Genomic DNA, 16183 nt, shown 5'->3' with positions numbered 1-16183 from the left:
TTATGACGCGGCGCCGGCCAGCCGGAAGACGTCGGCCTTCTTCGAAACGCCCCGCAATTCGAAAGAGCCGAGATACTCGCAGGGGACGGCTGAGGTCGCCGCGAAGCTCTCCGACAGCAGCAGGTGCTGCTCGAGCATTCCGCAGAGCTTTTCCAGCCGCGAGGCTTCGTTGACAGCCCTGCCGATCACCGTGAAGTCGAGCCGGCCGTGGGCGCCGACATTTCCGTAGAAAACCTCGCCGAGATGCAGCACGACATCGATGCCGATATCGGGGCCTCCGTTGCGTGTCCGCTCGCGATTAAGCTCTTCGTTGGCCTTCAGCAGATTCTGAGCCGAAGCCAACGCTGCCCTGCAGGCCTTTTGCGGATCCTCCGCCTCAGTCGGAAAGATCGCCAGTACACTGTCGCCCATGAACTTGAGGATCTCGCCGGAATTTTCCTCGACATGCCGGTCGATCAGCTCGAAATGCTCGTTGAGAAACCCGACGATCTCCGCGGGCTGATAGACCTCGGTCAAGGCCGTGAAATTGCGAAGGTCGGCCAGTAGGATGGCGGCATCGATGGAACCGCCCATTCCTCTGCGGGTTTCGCCGGCAAGGATACGCGCACTCGTCCTAGCGCCGGTATAGACCGCGAGGATATCGCTCGCCGTCTTCGAAACCGCCACGCGGTAGGCCGCCAGTCCGAGTGCCGGGAATAGCGCTGCGACGATCGCCAGTTGATCATCGGAAAATCCGCCCGGCGCATCGCTCGTCAGCGAGAAACCGAGCCCGCGCAACGCGACTTCCTTCGGGAATTCGAACAGGCTAATCACGTGATCCGTGCCCCCGGAAAGCGCGAATTCGTTGAGCTCGGTATAATCGAGACCCTCGCCCCTCGCCAAATTCCATCGCCCCGTTCTTTCGCCGCGGCTCAAAAGGTAAAAGATCGGCGTCTTCTCGAAGTCACGCTCCGTAGCACTGCCGTGCTCGGCATTTTCAAGGACGGTCTCACCGCCCCGCATGAAATTGGCCGCGACGCCGCGATACATCGGATGCAGGGACGGCATTCTGATACTCGCCCGCCAGATCGGAAACCCGTCCGCGATCAGCCGCTTACACAGGCCGGAAACGAGGTCGCCAATATGCTCGCTGGTGATTCCCTGCTCTATAATCCACTGAATATGACCGTTAATTTCCGAACCTCCACATGAGCCGGCGCAACCTTATGACGGCAAATCGGGCAAATGGGCGGCGATGCCGAACCGGCTGCCGCCCTATCAATTGATAGTCGCGCCAAACCGATATTTCCAGCCGTTATCAACGGCAAGTCATTTCATCCGAAGCCGGCACAACGCCGGCGGGTATCGTCCTCACATCCGGACCGTCATGCCGCCGTCGACGGTCAATACGTGGCCGTTGACGAAGGATGCGGCGCCGCTTGCAAGAAACAGTGCTGCACCGGCGATCTCGTCCGGGCGTCCCCAGCGTTGGACCGGGATGCGCTGGCGCACGAAGGGCATCAATTCCTCATTCGCGGCCATTGCCGCGTTCGTCTCCGTGGCGAACCAGCCGGGTGCGATCGCGTTGCTGGTGATGCCGTAAGGGCCGAATTCGACTGCCATGCCGCGCATCAGTCCGGTCAGACCCTGCTTGGCAGCCGGATAGACGCAGTCGCCGGGCATGACGACATGACCGCTGATCGAGGTCACCGCGATCAGGCGGCCATAATTGCGCCGCTTCATCAGCACCGCGGCATCGCGCGAAAGCATCATTGCCGCGGCCAGATCGGTGTGCAGCAGCTCGATGATGGCCTCATCGTCGAATTCGGTCAGCGGCCGCCTGTCGCGGGCGCCGACATTGTTGATCAGAATATCGAGACGGCCGCGGACCTTTTCGATATCGGCCATCACAGAACGCTGGGCCTCGCGGTCGGCGATGTCGAACACGGCAGCCTCCGCCGAGCCGCCCGCCGCACGCAGCGTTCTTAGGGCCTCGTCCAGCGTCGCCGCCGTCCGTCCGGTGATGATGACATGCGCGCCGGCCTCGGCAAGCACGCGCGCCATCTCGAAGCCCAGACCGCGGCCGCCCCCGGTCACGAGCGCCACCTGACCAGCCAGTGAAAATCTATCCATTACGCTCATGGTTTATGCTCTCGACCGAATTCTCGTGGTGAGAGAATTAATGGACTCAGTCAACTAATTTGGCAAGAGTGGAGCGGCAGACAGTGGGCGCAAGTCGCTGCTCTGAGCATTCGATGGCGCCCCAACTCTCCTCCTCCTTCATTCCTGCGCTTGTCACAGGAATGACGGAGAAGAGGTTAAGCACCTCAGATCAACCGAACATAGGGGACCTGCTTCCAGCGGGAGCAAGGCAGCGCGGCAATCCCCGCCTAACACACATCCATCCCTACCCCAGCAACCCCGCAAGCCAGCGCGCATCGAGATGCTTCTCCAGGTCACTCGCGATTTCATCCAGCGCCCACTCGACGCTCTCGCGGTAATTCCTCTGCTCCCCCGAGAGCCCAAAGCTTTGAAGCAGCAGGGCGCGATAGGCGTCGCTGCCGAAGAGCCCGTGCAGATAGGTGCCCATGATCCGGCCATCGGCCGAAAGCGCCCCGTCGGGTGCGCCGTCGATAATCGCCGAAGGCCGGTCGCAATCCGGGCCGTGGGTGATGCCGAGGTGGATCTGGTAGCCGGCAAGCGGCACGTCGTATTCAGTCGAGCGGGCATGGCTGTTGCGCACGGTTTTTTCAGGCGCCATCTCGGTCTCGACGTCGAGCAGCGCAAGCCCCGGCGTCTCGAGTGTCCCGCCCTCGAGACCGAGCGGATCGTGCACCGTGCGGCCGAGCATCTGGTAGCCGCCGCAAATGCCGATCACTCGGCCGCCGCGTCTGACATGCATATGGAGATCGCGGTCCCAGCCTTCAGCCCTGAAATCGGCGAGATCCGATATCGTCGCTTTCGAGCCGGGAAGAATGACGAGGCTCGCATCGGCAGGCAGCCGTTCGCCCGATCGCACGAAGACCAGTTCGACGTCCGCCTCGGCCCGCAGCGGGTCGAGATCGTCGAAATTGGCGATGCGCGGCAGCACCGGCACGGCGATCTTCAGCGCCCCGGCCCTGCCCTTCGCCAGCCGTTCGAGCACGACCGAATCTTCGGCCGGCAGGCGCGCCGCACCCGGCAGCCACGGCACGACGCCGAAACACGGCCAGCCGGTAAAGCCTTCGATGGCGCAGATGCCGTCGTCGAACAGGGAGATGTCGCCGCGGAACTTGTTGATGATATAGCCCGCGATCATCGCCCGGTCCCCATGATCGAGAATCGCATGCGTGCCGACCAACGAGGCGATGACGCCGCCGCGGTCGATATCGCCGACGAGCACGACAGGCACGCCGGCCCGGGTCGCAAAACCCATATTGGCGATATCGCCGGCCCTGAGATTGATCTCGGCCGGCGATCCGGCACCCTCGACGATGACGAGATCGGCGCCCGCAGCGACTTTTTCGAAGCTTTCGAGCACTGCGCCGAGCAGCTGCGGCTTCAGCCGCTGATAATCCCGCCCTTTCGCCTGTCCGAACACCCTGCCCTGCACGATGATCTGACTGCCATTCTCCGATTGCGGCTTGAGCAGCACCGGGTTCATGTGCACCGAGGACTGCGTGCGCGCCGCCAGCGATTGCAGCCACTGCGCCCGGCCGATTTCGCCGCCGTCATCGGCAACCGCCGCATTGTTCGACATGTTCTGCGGCTTGAATGGCCGGACGGCAAGCCCGCGATTGGCCGCCAGCCGGCAAAGGCCGGCGACCAGCACCGTCTTGCCGACATCCGAGCCGGTTCCCTGCAGCATGATCGCTCTTGCCATAGTGGCCGCCTTTCGCTGAGGCGAGGCCTACAATGGGCGACGATCCCGGGTCAAGGCGTGCCCTCGGTCAAGACGTGTTCTGAGTCAGGACTTGACCCTGCTCAAGCGTCCCGCAGAAACGCGAAAACCGCGCATGGCCTTGGCTCTGCGCGGTTTGCCGAAAACTCAGGCGTCTTCGCCCCTACACGGCGAAGCTCGCTTTCCCCGGTACGCACTACCTGAACCGGGGAAGCGGCGGTCATTGCCGCCACGACCCAACTGATAACGGCACATTCTTACCGGAGAGTTATTGAAGCCTTACGCAAATGTTAATTTTGACTTTTTTTGACTTTCTCGCCGAAATTTCTGCCGAAGCCCCACCGGCGATCGCCAAGAGCGTGCAAACTGCTTAAAGGCGCCATTTTCGGGATATTGAGATAAATTCTTCGAATTCAATCATTTAGTCCCGCAACCATCAGCAGAAGACGGTTGATTTCTGCGAGCGAACGCGTAGGCTTTCCAAAAACGCCATTTTCGAACCATGACCTGCGATAAGCTGCCGGAGCCGCAAGGACGAAGGCGCCCCATGAAGCGGAAAACGTTTGTCGCGGGATCGCGGCATTTCCTTTTGGGCGCCGGAGAAACTTGTCGCTGATTTGCGACCCCCGGCTGCGCATCGGTAAATGTCTCCCAGCATCCTTAGCGCGTCTGAAAAGACGCGGCGCTGTAAAGAAGAATTCGGGGAATGACGATGAAGACGATTCTGATTCCAGCCGTCTTTGCCGCGGCTCTTTCTACCGTTGCGCCGGCCGAAGCCGCAGAGTGCGGCAAGGTTTCGATCGCCGAGATGAAATGGGCCTCAGCCGGTATTGCGGCGAATTTCGACAAGATCATCCTGGAAAAGGGCTACGGCTGCTCGGTCACCATCGTCGACGGCGACACGCTGCCGACCTTCGCCTCGATGAACGAGAAAGGCACTCCGGACATCGCCTCTGAATATTGGATCAATTCCGTCAGAGCCTTGCTTGATCAGGCCGTCAACGCCGGACGGCTGGTGCAGGGAGCCGAGATCCTGGCCGACGGTGCGGTCGAGGGCTGGTGGATCCCGAAATTCATTGCCGACGCCAATCCCGACATCCGGTCGGTCGAAGATGCGCTGAAACATCCCGAACTGTTCCCCGCCGAGGACGATGTGTCGAAGGGCGCGGTCTACAATTGTCCCGCCGACTGGAGCTGCCAGATATCGACCACCAACCTGTTCAAGGCGCTTGCCGCGGACAAGAAGAGCTTCGAACTCGTCGAAACCGGCAGCCCCGAACGGCTCGATGCCTCGATTGCTCGCGCCTTCGAAAACAAGGTCGGCTGGCTCGGATACTATTGGGCGCCAACGGCCGTCCTCGGTAAATACGACATGACGCGGCTGAGCTTCGGCGTCGGCCACAACAAGACAGAGTGGGACCGCTGCACGGCGGTTGCCGGCTGCTTGAGGCCGGAAGTCAATTCCTACCCGGTCTCGCGCGCCTTCACCTTGATGACCAGGTCTTTTGCCAGCCGCTCCGGACCTGTCACCACCTATCTCAAGACCCGCAAATGGGACAATCAGACGATCAATCAGGTTCTCGCCTGGCAAGACGAAAACCACGAAAGCAACGAGGATGCCGCCATCCATTTCCTTCGCAATTACGAGGGTCTGTGGATGAAATGGGTTCCGGCCGATGTAGCCGAGAAGGTCAAGGCGAGCTTATAACGGCAGGAGACGATCAACGACCGGACGATTCGACATGAATGGCAATGTTCCCTTTCCCGACCGCGATACCGTTGCGGAAAAGCTCGCCGCGCTGTCGGAGACGGACAAATCATATCTGACGCTGCTCATGGAAAATGTCGCTCAGGACGATAACCTGCTTGACGGCCTGCGCCGCCATCTCGATCTCGCCGCGGGTTCGCGTTTCCTGAACTCGCTGAAGCTCGAAAATCTCGGCCTGTGGCTCGGAGCTCAAGCACCGGATCGGCTGCAGATCCGGCTGATGGAAACCGCCCGTTCCAGCCAGCATCCTGCTTACCAAGCCTTCCGGACCGGTCTTGACCGATCCGGCGGCCTGGAAAAGGCTTATCCCCCGGTCAACTCTTGATCCGGCCCGGTCAACATTTGATCCGGTTCCCGGGCAGGACTTGATCGGCCGATTCCCGCAGGAATTGAACGGCCGTTATTTCTTCGCAGCGCGGTCAACCGAGCGGCCGGCGTCCTGCGTGGCGTTCACGGTGTTTGCGGTATCTTTTCCTATGCCGCGGATCGTGTTGCCGCAGGAGGAGAGCGCCAGAAGAACCATCAAGGCTGCGGCGATTTTGGCCGTTGTCGTCATTTCGAATATCCTTGTTTGAAATCAACCCCGAACGGGACTTATGCCGTTCGCGCCGATAACGCACAAGGGGACAAAAGGTTCAACGCTGGAAAGAGATCGTCAGGCAGCAACCGCCTTCGCTCTCTCGGCAAAGGCGCCACGAATGCTGTCGGCTACCGTCTCGATCGGCCCTGATACTTGCGAGGCGGTCAGCAGGCGGATATCGAAAGCGCCGAGTTCCGGCAGGCCTTCCTGCGGGCCCAGGATCGCCATGTCTTCATTGACATAGGATAGCGGCAGCGGCGCAATGGCCAGATCGGAGAGCACGGCGGCGCGTTGTGCCATGGTGTGGCCGCTGAGATAGGCGACGCGATAGTGCCGTTTATTGCGTTCGAGTTGGGAGAGCGCCTCCTGGCGCCAGATGCAGCCGTCTTCCCAGATCGAGATCGGCAGTGGATCGCGGCGATGCGCCGAACCGCACCTGGCGCCGGCCCAGACCAGCCGCTCGCGGAACACCACCTCGCCACCTGTCGGGAACGGCCGCGTCGCACAGTTGATCAAGGCCAGGTCGAGCCGCTGCTCCTCCATGCGCTTTTTCAGCCCAATGCTCATGTCAATCGTCACATCGACCATGATGCCGGGATAACTTTCAGCGAAACTCTTCAGGATGCTCGGGAGCAGCCGCTCACCGATATCCTCCGGCGCGCCGAGCCTGACGACACCGCTGAGCTCCGGCATGATGAAGCGCGACACCGCCTCGTTCGACAGTGCCAGGATGTTGCGGGCGTAAGACAGCAGCATCTCGCCGTGGCGCGTCAGCGATACCGAGCGCGCGTCACGCAAAAACAGTGTTGCGCCCAGCTGTTCCTCGAGCTTCTTGATCTGCATCGACACCGCCGAAGGCGTACGGAAGACCGCCTCAGCGGCAGTCGAAAAATTGCCTGTCTCGGCGATGGCCACGAAGGTTCGCAGTACATCGTTGTCAAGCAAAGGAATGGGACGGCGAAAGGGAAGGCTCATCGTCGCATCTTTCAATTTTTCTGATTTATAACCCCATATCATTTTGTTTGATTGAATGTCAATCGGCACTCATATTCTGGGTATCGGAGGCTAAAGCAAGCAAAGGAGGCCGAACATGGCACAATCAAGCACATGGAATATCGTACAGGCTCTTTCCGCATTCAAGTCGCGCCGGCGCAGAGATGCGAACCACGAGCATGCGTTGCGGGAATTGAAGCGATTTCCGTCGCACCTGATGGCCGATTGTCAGCGTGAAATGGAGCCGCCGCTTGTGAACAGGGCCGCTCGGCCGAAGCGGGCGCTGAGGATCGTAGAATCACCGAGCCGCGCATAAGGCGCGCCGCCAGCGCCGCTTTTTTCAGACGCGCAGAGCTTGCAATTTGTCGCAGGTTCTGACTTGGTCTGCGCACGGGTCTGCTGAACAGGAACCGCAAGGACGGCTCGCCAATTCGTCACCGTGCGTAAAGCCGACCGTTGAGTCGTCTACATCCCGCCGAGCAGCTTGAAGGCGATGATCCACATGGTGAAAGCGACGACTGTTTCCACCATCCGCCAGGACGACGGTTTCGAGAAAATCGGCCGCAGCCATGTCGCGCCATATCCGAGAGAAGAAGAACAGGAAGGAACCCGTTACCGCTCCCGCGGCAAACGAAGCCTGCTGTTCGGGGTAACGCGTCGAGATCGTGCCGAGCAGCACGACCGTATCGAGATAGACGTGCGGATTCAGCCAGGTGAGCGCGAGGCAGGTTGCGAGCGTCTGGCGAAAGCTTGAAGTCTTGGCTTCTGCCGCCGAGAGGGTAGCGGATGACCGAAAGGCGGAATAGAGGCTTTTCGTGCCATACCAGGCGAGAAACGCCGCCCCTCCATAACGCATGACCGGATCGAGCCAGGGCATGAACCGGGCGATCTGCTGCAGGCTGGTCACGCCGAGCACGATCAGCACGGCATCTGAGAGCGCGCAGGCGAGACAGACGGCGAAAACATGTTCATTGCGCAGACCCTGGCGCAGGATGAAAGCGTTCTGCGCACCGATTGCGACAATCAAGCTGAGGCCCATCATCAGGCCGGTGGCATAGATCGAAAAATTCATTGCTTCGGCGAACACCCTCACTTCGGTAACGGTGGGCTATCGCCATTCCGCGAATTAGACTAATTAATCCAACTCATCCCAATTAAGAAAAACTAATCCATGCTCGATTATCCCGCCCTGCGCGCGGTCGCAAGCGTTGTCCAGACCGGCAGCTTTGAACGCGCCGCGACCATCCTCAACGTCACGCCATCGGCGATTTCGCAGCGCGTGAAGCAACTCGAAGAGCGTCTTGGCACCGTGCTCATCGTCAGAGGCACGCCCTGCACGGCAACGGAAAAAGGAGAATGGCTCTGTCGTCACATGGAGAATGTCGGCATGTTGGAGGCCGAACTCCTCGGGCAGTTGCCGGCGCTCTTTGATCCCGACGAGCCGCGCCAGCGGGTCACCCTTCAGATCGCCACCAATGCCGATAGTCTCGGAACGTGGTTCGTCGAGGCCATGGCGAATTTCGCGAAGAACGCGTCCTACCTCCTGAACATCGCCGTCGACGACCAGGATCACACCGCCGAATGGCTTGAGCGCGGACGGGTGATCGCCGCCGTCACCAGTCTGGAAAAGCCGATCAGGGGATGCCGTCGCTTCGAACTCGGCATTCTCCGCTATCACGCCACGGCGAGCCCCGATTTCGTTGCGCGCCACTTTCCTGATGGCGTTACCGCCGAGGCGATCCGCAATGCGCCGACGCTGACCTTCAATCAGAAGGACAGGTTGCAGAGCGGCTGGATAAGGCAGACCTTCGGACAGGATCTCGATCACCCCACCCACTGGCTGCCCTCGACGCAAAGCTTCGTCGAGGCCGCCCTTTCGGGTATGGGCTGGGGGATGAACCCGACTCAGCTGACCCGCGAACATTTCGCCTCAGGTCGGCTTGTGGAACTCGTTCCCGGTACACCGCTGGATATTCCACTCTATTGGCAGATCAACCGCCTCGCCGCCGACCGCCTGGCGGAGCTGACGCGCGAAGTCGTCACTGTGGCGAAGCGCCGCCTCTATTGCGATCAAACGTAAGCGGTGCGGCTGCCGAACTCGCTGGTCTCGTCGAAATTCTTCGTGCCGATACGGTCGCTTTCGCCGGCAAGCTCCTGCGGAGCCTCGGCGGCGGGCTTCGATCCGGCAGACGCCTCGGCCTTGCTGCTCTCGGACGCTTCGAGCTTGGCAATCTTGGCTTCCAGCGTCTCGATGGATTTTTCGATTGTGGCTTTCTCTTTCTCGTCCTTTGTCTGCGACAGGGCTGCCTGCTTTTCGGCAAGCTGCGCCTCGAGAGAAGCAAGTTGATTCGATGAACTGGAAGACGAGGTTGAAGCGGCTGAACTCAGAATGGTGGATGCAGAACTGGAAATTGCGCTGACCATAAGCATGACTTTCGATGATGGAATGTCACCTTCTAAGTCACGATTGGTAAATGCCTCATAAATAAAGTACCAAGCAGTACCATTTTTATAACAATAATTGCGTGTCGCTGAATCCGACACCACTTAGAGATCGCGTCCTATGCGATAGTGATGATCTCAAGTTCCTGGCCGCCCGTTTCCACCACGTCGCCGACAGCCCGGCCCATCAGCAACCGCGCCACCGGCGAGACATAGGAAATCGATCCGGCCTTGGGATCGGCCTCATCCTCGCCGACGATCCGATAGGTCTGCACGCGCCCGTCGTCACGGCTGAAGGTCACCGTGCTGCCAAAGGCAACAGTGTCGGTTGACGCAGGATCGGCCATAAGTTGGGCGGTGCGTAGCCTTACCGCGAGGTAGCGCAGGTCGCGCAAGGGACCTGCAGCCTGCCGCCGCCGTTCGTTCACGTCATCGATTGTGCTCGCTGCATCATAAGCCTCGCGAGCTTGCCGGAACTGCCATTCCAGAGCCGTGAGCCCGGCCTCCGTGACCAGGTTCAGATGCGGCGAAACCGGACGATCGGGCAGCAGGGTTTCCGAAGCGGTTTCGAAACTCTCTTCCTTGGTGAAGGCGACAGCCAATTCTATACTCCGTTTTGGGCGCAACGCCCTTTGGTTGACGGGCGAACTGCCCATATTTGAAACCATACATACACCGGCTGCCACCGAACCGCCAATCTCGACCTGGCGGCCGCGGCGCAACGGAAACGTCCTGCGCCGTATGGCGTTTAGACCCTGATGCATCGAGGCTGAGGAGGATCGAATGCCCGACGAGCAGCGTAAAGGGCGAGACGAAGCCTGGAGCCCGGCATGCCTTCGCTCCTGACCGACGCCATGCCGCTGACGCCGAGCTGGTGGGATATCGCCGCGCGCATCATGCTGACGGTGATTGCCGCCGGCCTTATCGGCCTCGATCGCGAGCGCGGCGGCCACGCCGCAGGCTTCAGGACCACGATCCTGGTGGCGCTTGCCGCCTGCATCGCAATGGTCCAGGCGAACCTGCTACTCTCGACCTACGGAAAAACCCTGAGTTTCTTCACGCAGATGGACGTGCTGCGTTTTCCGCTCGGCGTCCTCACAGGCGTTGGCTTTATCGGCGGCGGAGCAATCCTCAGGCGCGGCGACATGATGACCGGCGTCACCACGGCGGCAACCTTGTGGTTCATGACGGTCGTCGGCCTCTGTTTCGGCGGCGGCCAGGTCGTCACCGGCACAGTGGCGACGGTCGTTGCCTTCATCGTGCTGTCGCCACTGAAACGCCTGGACAGTTGGCTGCGCTGCGAACGCAAGGCGACACTCGTCGTCTATGGCTCGAGCTCCAATATTCCCGACCTGTCAGCTGTGCTGGACTCTGTTGAGTGCAGCGCATTGTTCGTTTCGCTGGGACAGGCCGAAGACGGCCGCATCGGCGTGACGTTCGAATTGCGCTGGCTGGCGAAAGATCCGGATGCATCAGCACGCGCAATCCTTTTCGCCGTCTCCGAGACGCACGAGGTCGCGAATTTCTCGATGCATTCGACGACGACGTGAACAGGACGACCCCCGCCATCGCTGCCGCTGTTCTTCGACCTATTTGGAGGCGTGCTCCGGTTTACCCTTTCTTTTGGTGGAGGCGAACTCCTCCAGCTGCTTCTCGCTCATGGATTCCTCCATCTGCTTCGAGGCACCCTTGAGCTCTTTCTTGGGCGTATCGCCGCGCTTGGCCGAGAGTGCGGCACCCGCCGCCTTCTGCTGGGCCTTGGACTTGGCTGGCATATCGATCTCCTTCTCGTTGGGATCAGCAGCCCTTTAAAGCTTCCTCAGTTGGTCTGGCTTGTGCGCGGCGCGTTTTCCCGATTTATCGCTCTCGACGATATATTGCGGCTCCGCCGCCGATGCCTTCACCTGGTGACTTTTGATCTTCGTGGGGCTGGTCTGCTTCTTCACCACCTTGCCTTCGGTCTCTCCCTGGCTGGTATCCCAGCTTACTTCGTCGCCCTTTTTCAATTGTTTGGACATATGTGTTCCCTTGATATGGGGCTGCGGCCGAAGCCGCAGCCGATTGCTCGTCAGTTGATGGTGGCCCACTGGCTGCGGACATCCCTGGCATTCTTCGACAGGTGAACATGTGCGTCGACGTGATCGACCCAATCGATCGGGATCAGGTGGTGTTTGCCGTCTTCCGAGTTGGTCTTCGTCAGCTTGATGCGGGTGGGACCGTCGAGATGATCGACCGTCCCCATATGGGTGCCGTCGGCAGCCCGCACTTCCATATGTTCTCGGATCTGGTCTGCGGAAATCATCGTTTCCTCCTTTGCGTCATTGCTACGAAGCGGCAACGACGTGGAGCGGACATGGTTCCGATGCGTCTTGCCGCAGCCGGAATTATGCTGGCCGGGATCAATCCAGCGACTCAAGAAAACCCGGCAGCGGCGCAATGATCATTCAATATCTCTGATGTTATCCATAAACTCTATTCGTTTGAATGATGGGTTCCCAGAGGCCATATTGGCATCATGGACATGGACGAACCTCCCATCGATGACCATGTCCCTGACCTAAGAAAGGAACCGGAAAATGACCACGCTCACCTATCGCGGTGGCGGCAAGCCCTTCACCTCCGGCGCAGGCCGCTTCGATCTGGCAAATTATGCTCGCAAGCTCGTGCTTGCCTGGACCCGCTGGCGGACCGCCCGTGAAATCGAAGCGATGCCCTTCGACATTCGCAAGGATATTGGCTGGCCGAGCACGGACGACAACAAACACCGGACCATGTAATGAATGCGACATTCCTCTCAAGATGAGGGCGGCGTCTGCATCACGCAACGCCGCCTTTTTCGCGGCCTGACCGCCCATTCCCAGGCCGTTTTCAGGCTTGAATGTCAGTCGCCCGTCAGCCCGATCTTTGTCCCATCCTCAGCCCTCCGGGCGGTTTGACTGACTAGATCGCGACCAATGTCGCATATTTGCTCTTCCCGGCCGCATTTTTCCATGCCAGTGTCGCTTTCAGGACATCGGCGCGACGCATTCCGCGCAACGAATGTATCATCGCCCCTCGAGCATGGATTTCGCTATGAACAGGATGCAGATCAAGAAGCGTTCGCTGGTCTTCTTTATGGTACCGCAATTCACCATGCTGCCCTTTTCGGCGGCCGTGGACACCTTGCGCATCGCCAATCGCATGCTCGGCTACCAGGCCTATACCTGGCGGCTCGCCTCCCTCGACGGGGAGAAGGTCTATTCCTCCTGCGGCATCGGCGTCGAGGCCAATTCCTCGCTCGCCGAAGAGCGCCGCCATCTCGGCGGCGAAAACCGGCCGGGCATGGTGCTTGTCTGTTCCGGCATCGATGTCGAGCAGTTCAACAACAAGTCGGTCAATGCCTGGCTGCGTGAGTGCTACAATCGCGGCGTTGCCGTCGGCAGCCTCTGTACGGGCGCGCATGTGCTGGCCCAGGCCGGCCTTCTGAACGGCAAGCGCTGCGCCATTCACTGGGAAAACCTGCCGGGCTTTTCGGAAGCCTTTCCGCAGGCCGAAGTCTATGCCGATCTCTACGAGATCGACGGCAATCTCTATACCTGCGCCGGCGGCACCGCCTCGCTCGACATGATGCTGAACCTCGTCGGCGAGGATTTCGGCGAAAGCCTCGTCAACCGCATCTGCGAACAGCACCTGACCGACCGCGTGCGCAACCCGCACGACCGCCAGCGCCTGCCGCTGCGCGCCCGCCTCGGCGTGCAGAACGCCAAGGTACTGTCGATCATCGAGCTGATGGAAGGCAATCTGGCCGAGCCGCTGTCGCTGATCGAGATCGCCGATGGTGCCGGCCTCTCCCGCCGCCAGATCGAACGGCTGTTCCGCCAGGAGATGGGCCGCTCGCCGGCCCGCTACTATCTCGAAATCCGCCTCGATCGCGCCCGCCATCTTCTGGTGCAATCCTCGATGCCCGTCGTCGAGGTCGCGGTTGCCTGCGGTTTCGTCTCGGCCTCGCATTTCTCCAAGTGTTATCGCGAACTCTACCATCGCTCGCCGCAGCAGGAGCGCGCCGAGCGCAAGATGACCATGGCGACCGCGCGCCAGCAGGCGGTCGCTGCCTGAGAGTTTGAAAGAGCGCGCCGCCTGACATTAGGGCGGCGCTTCGCCTGAATAGCTTATTGCGCCGCTTCTTCCGTCATCCTGGCGTCGGAATAGACCTGGTTGCGGCCTCTGTGCTTGGCCATATAGAGGAACTGGTCGGCGGCGTTGAGGTAGTTCTCGAAAGTTTCGTAGCCTTCGATTTCGGCAATGCCGATCGAAATCGTGACGCCGAGTTCCTCGTCGTCGGCGGTGACCTTCAGCCGGGAAATGTCCGAGCGGATCTCGTCGCAAAGCTTGGTCGCGGCAAGGGAATCCATCTGTGGGAAAAGGATGGCGAATTCCTCGCCGCCAAGCCGCGAGAGCAGATTGTCGCTGCCGTCGAAGATCGTGAACAGCCTGTTCGCGACAGCCTTCAGCACCTTGTCACCGATCTCGTGGCCGTAGGTATCGTTCAGCCGCTTGAAATGGTCGATATCGAGAATGGCCACGGAACTCGGCACTTTCAGCCGCAGACACTCATTCACCAGCTTCGGGCCGTTGTCGTAGAAATAGCGGCGGTTGTAGAGGCCGGTCAGGTAGTCGCACGCCGCCGCCGCCCTCAGCTGCCGCATCTGCGCCAGCGTTTCCGCATTGTTGGCGATGCGGCACTGCAATTCCTCGGCGACGAAGGGCCGGTAGACGAAATCGCTGGCGCCGGCCTTGAGGAAACTGGCAGACAGCATGCGGTCATTGGAGGCGGAAACACCGATGACGCGCAGCCTGTCCGATCCGAAGCGGTGGCGGATACGCCGCGTCAGCTCGTAGCCGCTCATGTCGGGCATATGGTGGTCGGTGACGACGAGCTCGATATCGCTGTAAGCCTCGAGTGCTGCCAGTGCCTCGAGCCCCGAATTTGCCTCGACGACGAGATATTGCTGCGCCTTCAGCAGGTCGACCAGCACCTGCCGCGCCGAGACGACATCATCGACAACGAGCACCCGCGTCTTGCGGTTGGAGATCGCCCGCCGGACGGTGGCAACCAGATTGTCGAGCGCGAATTCATTGTCCTTCAGCACGTAATCGATGACATTGCGCTCCATGATCCTGTTGCGCGTGTTGAGATCGAATGTCGCGGTGAAGACGATCGCCGGGATATCGTGCTCGATCGTGCAGTCAAGCGCTTCGCCATAGGGCGAATCCGGCAGGTTTAGATCGACGACGGCCATGGTATAGCCGTGACCGTCCTCGGCAAGTTCCTCGCGAAGAGCCTTCAACGACGGGCAGGACTTGACTGCAAGGCCGAGCTCCGTCTGGAACCGATGGCAGAGCACAGCGGAAAACATCCGGGAATCTTCAACCAGAAGTATTTTGAGCCCGCCTGAGCGGAGCCCGATGCCATCTCGCTGAAAATCCGCTTGAAAAGCCACAGCCGCTAATCCCCCATGCGTCCGATGGCCTCGACTCGGCCCTCTCCCCGGCGCGGCGGACGATAACCGAGGGGCCTGCGCGCGTGAAGGGGACAAATGACGGCGTTACTTGTAATTGCAGAAATTCGATGACGGTCTGCGACCATCATCTCCGCCTCGCTGGCGATATCGATACTGGAAGGGCCGTCAGGCAACCGCCCGCTCCCTGCGCATCGACTGGATTTGCAACAGCGTATCGAGGTTCTGGTTGACGCGGCAATAGAACTCCTCGTCGATGAAGGGGCGCAGCATGAAATCATTGCCACCGGCCTTCAGGAAACGCGCGGAAAGCAACCGGTTCGAGGAGGAGGAAACGCCGATGATGCGCAACTCATGCGAGCCGATATTCGAGCGGATGCGCCGCGTCAGCTCGAAGCCGTCGATGTCGGGCATGTTGTAATCGGTGATCATCAGGCCGATATCGCGGTTGGCCTTCAGGATCTCCAATGCCTTGGCGCCGTTCTCGGCGGTGCTGACGCGGAAATTATAGCGTTTCAGCCGGCTCGACAGCAGCGCGCGGGCCGTGGCGCTGTCGTCGACGATCAGCACGTGGTGACGATGATTGGTCAGGAACCGGCAAATCGATTCCGCCAGAAGGTCGACGGCGAAGATATTGTCCTTGAGGATATAGTCGACAATGTCCTTGGCCATCAGCTTGTCGCGCATGCCGTCGTGGAAGGTGCCGGTAAAGACGATGGTCGGGATGGAAAGATCGACCAGATATTCAAGCGCTTCGCCGTTTTCGGCGCCGGGCAGGTTGATGTTCGAGATTGCCAGCGTGATCGGATCGGAAGACTTGTCGTAGGAAAACTGCAGATCCTCGAAGCTGCGGCAGATCTCGACGTCAATGTCGAACAGCTCCTTGAGGCGTTTGCTGATCATCGAGGTGAATACGTTGGAATCTTCCGCGACAATAATACGCGCACCAGCAAACATTTCCCCGGAATATTGCATCCCGAAATACCTAGAAACGCCATAGCAAACCTTTGATGTAAAATCTGTCCCCGGATCAATTTGGTACA

Annotated in this window: 19 protein-coding genes and 3 pseudogenes; 9 read left to right on the top strand and 13 right to left on the bottom strand. The window is 60.0% G+C overall.

Features of this window, described 5'->3' with window-relative positions:
• From MF410_RS06145 to MF410_RS06135, 3 genes are all read right to left on the bottom strand, one after another.
• Nucleotides 1-1089 (bottom strand): adenylate/guanylate cyclase domain-containing protein, encoded by a 1089-nt coding sequence (locus MF410_RS06145; RefSeq protein ID WP_097625813.1) that lies wholly within the window; start codon nucleotides 1087-1089, stop codon nucleotides 1-3.
• A gap of 261 nt (nucleotides 1090-1350) precedes the next feature.
• Nucleotides 1351-2121, bottom strand: a complete 771-nt coding sequence (locus MF410_RS06140) for an SDR family oxidoreductase (protein ID WP_097625814.1) — start codon at nucleotides 2119-2121, stop codon at nucleotides 1351-1353.
• A gap of 265 nt (nucleotides 2122-2386) precedes the next feature.
• Nucleotides 2387-3841: a cobyric acid synthase gene (locus MF410_RS06135; protein ID WP_097625815.1), complete on the bottom strand. Its 1455-nt coding sequence runs from the start codon at nucleotides 3839-3841 to the stop codon at nucleotides 2387-2389.
• Between the two features lie 724 nt (nucleotides 3842-4565).
• Between MF410_RS06135 and MF410_RS06130 the strand changes: the two genes are divergently transcribed.
• Nucleotides 4566-5567: a glycine betaine ABC transporter substrate-binding protein gene (locus MF410_RS06130; protein ID WP_179867119.1), complete on the top strand. Its 1002-nt coding sequence runs from the start codon at nucleotides 4566-4568 to the stop codon at nucleotides 5565-5567.
• A 34-nt stretch (nucleotides 5568-5601) separates the two neighbouring features.
• Nucleotides 5602-5952, top strand: coding sequence for a hypothetical protein (locus MF410_RS06125; RefSeq protein WP_097625816.1), 351 nt, complete (start codon nucleotides 5602-5604; stop codon nucleotides 5950-5952).
• A gap of 75 nt (nucleotides 5953-6027) precedes the next feature.
• Here MF410_RS06125 and MF410_RS06120 read toward each other — a convergent pair whose 3' ends face one another.
• Both MF410_RS06120 and MF410_RS06115 read right to left on the bottom strand, forming a co-directional pair.
• On the bottom strand, nucleotides 6028-6183 hold the full coding sequence (locus MF410_RS06120) for a hypothetical protein (protein ID WP_003540537.1): 156 nt from the start codon (nucleotides 6181-6183) through the stop codon (nucleotides 6028-6030).
• A gap of 99 nt (nucleotides 6184-6282) precedes the next feature.
• A complete protein-coding gene (locus MF410_RS06115) occupies nucleotides 6283-7224 on the bottom strand; it encodes a LysR family transcriptional regulator (RefSeq protein WP_172643288.1) in 942 nt (313 codons plus the stop codon).
• A gap of 73 nt (nucleotides 7225-7297) precedes the next feature.
• On the opposite strand from MF410_RS06115, the gene MF410_RS06110 reads away from it, so the two are divergent.
• Nucleotides 7298-7516 (top strand): hypothetical protein, encoded by a 219-nt coding sequence (locus MF410_RS06110; protein WP_097625817.1) that lies wholly within the window; start codon nucleotides 7298-7300, stop codon nucleotides 7514-7516.
• 149 nt (nucleotides 7517-7665) lie between these two features.
• Here the strand turns inward: MF410_RS06110 and MF410_RS06105 are convergent.
• Nucleotides 7666-8272, bottom strand: a pseudogene (locus MF410_RS06105) (LysE/ArgO family amino acid transporter).
• Between the two features lie 99 nt (nucleotides 8273-8371).
• Here MF410_RS06105 and MF410_RS06100 point away from each other — a divergent pair.
• Complete coding sequence (locus tag MF410_RS06100) at nucleotides 8372-9280, top strand: LysR family transcriptional regulator ArgP (protein WP_097625818.1); 909 nt, start codon at nucleotides 8372-8374, stop codon at nucleotides 9278-9280.
• Here the strand turns inward: MF410_RS06100 and MF410_RS06095 are convergent.
• Together MF410_RS06095 and greA are read right to left on the bottom strand one after the other, a co-directional pair.
• Nucleotides 9271-9630 carry a hypothetical protein gene (locus MF410_RS06095; protein ID WP_097625819.1) on the bottom strand — a complete coding sequence of 120 codons (360 nt, stop codon included), beginning with the start codon at nucleotides 9628-9630 and terminating at the stop codon, nucleotides 9271-9273. The genes MF410_RS06100 and MF410_RS06095 overlap by 10 nt on opposite strands.
• A gap of 131 nt (nucleotides 9631-9761) precedes the next feature.
• Entirely contained in the window at nucleotides 9762-10244 is a 483-nt protein-coding gene (gene greA, locus MF410_RS06090) for a transcription elongation factor GreA (RefSeq protein WP_097625820.1), read from the bottom strand.
• Between the two features lie 228 nt (nucleotides 10245-10472).
• On the opposite strand from greA, the gene MF410_RS06085 reads away from it, so the two are divergent.
• Nucleotides 10473-11192, top strand: coding sequence for an MgtC/SapB family protein (locus MF410_RS06085; protein ID WP_097625821.1), 720 nt, complete (start codon nucleotides 10473-10475; stop codon nucleotides 11190-11192).
• 39 nt (nucleotides 11193-11231) lie between these two features.
• On the opposite strand, the gene MF410_RS06080 is transcribed toward MF410_RS06085, so the two are convergent.
• Genes MF410_RS06080 through MF410_RS06070 form a run of 3 tightly spaced genes read right to left on the bottom strand, consistent with a single transcriptional unit; the run spans nucleotide 11232 to nucleotide 11944 of the window.
• A complete protein-coding gene (locus tag MF410_RS06080; protein WP_097625822.1) occupies nucleotides 11232-11417 on the bottom strand; it encodes a DUF3008 family protein in 186 nt (61 codons plus the stop codon).
• Between the two features lie 33 nt (nucleotides 11418-11450).
• Nucleotides 11451-11660 carry a DUF2945 domain-containing protein gene (locus tag MF410_RS06075; protein WP_097625823.1) on the bottom strand — a complete coding sequence of 70 codons (210 nt, stop codon included), beginning with the start codon at nucleotides 11658-11660 and terminating at the stop codon, nucleotides 11451-11453.
• 50 nt (nucleotides 11661-11710) lie between these two features.
• Nucleotides 11711-11944: a DUF2171 domain-containing protein gene (locus tag MF410_RS06070; RefSeq protein ID WP_239620265.1), complete on the bottom strand. Its 234-nt coding sequence runs from the start codon at nucleotides 11942-11944 to the stop codon at nucleotides 11711-11713.
• 274 nt (nucleotides 11945-12218) lie between these two features.
• Here MF410_RS06070 and MF410_RS06065 point away from each other — a divergent pair, with 274 nt between their 5' ends.
• The 4 genes and pseudogenes from MF410_RS06065 to MF410_RS06050 all read left to right on the top strand — a co-directional run bounded on the left by MF410_RS06065 (nucleotide 12219) and on the right by MF410_RS06050 (nucleotide 13737).
• Nucleotides 12219-12419 (top strand): hypothetical protein, encoded by a 201-nt coding sequence (locus MF410_RS06065; protein ID WP_003593933.1) that lies wholly within the window; start codon nucleotides 12219-12221, stop codon nucleotides 12417-12419.
• A gap of 262 nt (nucleotides 12420-12681) precedes the next feature.
• Nucleotides 12682-13203 (top strand): annotated as a pseudogene (locus MF410_RS06060) (DJ-1/PfpI family protein); the annotation flags it as partial.
• A pseudogene (locus MF410_RS06055) lies at nucleotides 13119-13478 on the top strand (hypothetical protein); the annotation flags it as partial. The pseudogenes MF410_RS06060 and MF410_RS06055, both read left to right, overlap by 85 nt.
• Entirely contained in the window at nucleotides 13411-13737 is a 327-nt protein-coding gene (locus MF410_RS06050) for a helix-turn-helix domain-containing protein (RefSeq protein WP_310807762.1), read from the top strand. The pseudogene MF410_RS06055 and the gene MF410_RS06050, both read left to right, overlap by 68 nt.
• 53 nt (nucleotides 13738-13790) lie before the next feature.
• Here MF410_RS06050 and MF410_RS06045 read toward each other — a convergent pair whose 3' ends face one another.
• Together MF410_RS06045 and MF410_RS06040 are read right to left on the bottom strand one after the other, a co-directional pair.
• Complete coding sequence (locus MF410_RS06045) at nucleotides 13791-15122, bottom strand: diguanylate cyclase (RefSeq protein ID WP_097625824.1); 1332 nt, start codon at nucleotides 15120-15122, stop codon at nucleotides 13791-13793.
• Between the two features lie 186 nt (nucleotides 15123-15308).
• Nucleotides 15309-16115 carry a response regulator gene (locus MF410_RS06040; RefSeq protein WP_012557984.1) on the bottom strand — a complete coding sequence of 269 codons (807 nt, stop codon included), beginning with the start codon at nucleotides 16113-16115 and terminating at the stop codon, nucleotides 15309-15311.
• Nucleotides 16116-16183: the final 68 nt, after the last annotated feature.

Origin of the sequence: Rhizobium sp. C104, assembly GCF_022354505.1 — a bacterium.
GTDB classification, from domain to species: Bacteria; Pseudomonadota; Alphaproteobacteria; order Rhizobiales; family Rhizobiaceae; genus Rhizobium; species Rhizobium redzepovicii.
The sequence above is the reverse complement of the archived record's forward strand: the minus strand, read 5'-3'. Positions and strand labels throughout refer to the sequence as shown.

Coding starts and splice junctions, on each gene's coding strand:
- MF410_RS06140 (WP_097625814.1), bottom strand. CDS start 2,121: ATGAGCGTAATGGATAGATTTTCACTGGCTGGTCAGGTGGCGCTCGTG.
- MF410_RS06135 (WP_097625815.1), bottom strand. CDS start 3,841: ATGGCAAGAGCGATCATGCTGCAGGGAACCGGCTCGGATGTCGGCAAG.
- MF410_RS06130 (WP_179867119.1), top strand. CDS start 4,566: ATGACGATGAAGACGATTCTGATTCCAGCCGTCTTTGCCGCGGCTCTT.
- MF410_RS06125 (WP_097625816.1), top strand. CDS start 5,602: ATGAATGGCAATGTTCCCTTTCCCGACCGCGATACCGTTGCGGAAAAG.
- MF410_RS06120 (WP_003540537.1), bottom strand. CDS start 6,183: ATGACGACAACGGCCAAAATCGCCGCAGCCTTGATGGTTCTTCTGGCG.
- MF410_RS06115 (WP_172643288.1), bottom strand. CDS start 7,224: ATGATATGGGGTTATAAATCAGAAAAATTGAAAGATGCGACGATGAGC.
- MF410_RS06110 (WP_097625817.1), top strand. CDS start 7,298: ATGGCACAATCAAGCACATGGAATATCGTACAGGCTCTTTCCGCATTC.
- MF410_RS06100 (WP_097625818.1), top strand. CDS start 8,372: ATGCTCGATTATCCCGCCCTGCGCGCGGTCGCAAGCGTTGTCCAGACC.
- MF410_RS06095 (WP_097625819.1), bottom strand. CDS start 9,630: ATGCTTATGGTCAGCGCAATTTCCAGTTCTGCATCCACCATTCTGAGT.
- MF410_RS06085 (WP_097625821.1), top strand. CDS start 10,473: ATGCCTTCGCTCCTGACCGACGCCATGCCGCTGACGCCGAGCTGGTGG.
- MF410_RS06080 (WP_097625822.1), bottom strand. CDS start 11,417: ATGCCAGCCAAGTCCAAGGCCCAGCAGAAGGCGGCGGGTGCCGCACTC.
- MF410_RS06075 (WP_097625823.1), bottom strand. CDS start 11,660: ATGTCCAAACAATTGAAAAAGGGCGACGAAGTAAGCTGGGATACCAGC.
- MF410_RS06070 (WP_239620265.1), bottom strand. CDS start 11,944: ATGATTTCCGCAGACCAGATCCGAGAACATATGGAAGTGCGGGCTGCC.
- MF410_RS06065 (WP_003593933.1), top strand. CDS start 12,219: ATGACCACGCTCACCTATCGCGGTGGCGGCAAGCCCTTCACCTCCGGC.
- MF410_RS06050 (WP_310807762.1), top strand. CDS start 13,411: ATGGAAGGCAATCTGGCCGAGCCGCTGTCGCTGATCGAGATCGCCGAT.
- MF410_RS06040 (WP_012557984.1), bottom strand. CDS start 16,115: ATGCAATATTCCGGGGAAATGTTTGCTGGTGCGCGTATTATTGTCGCG.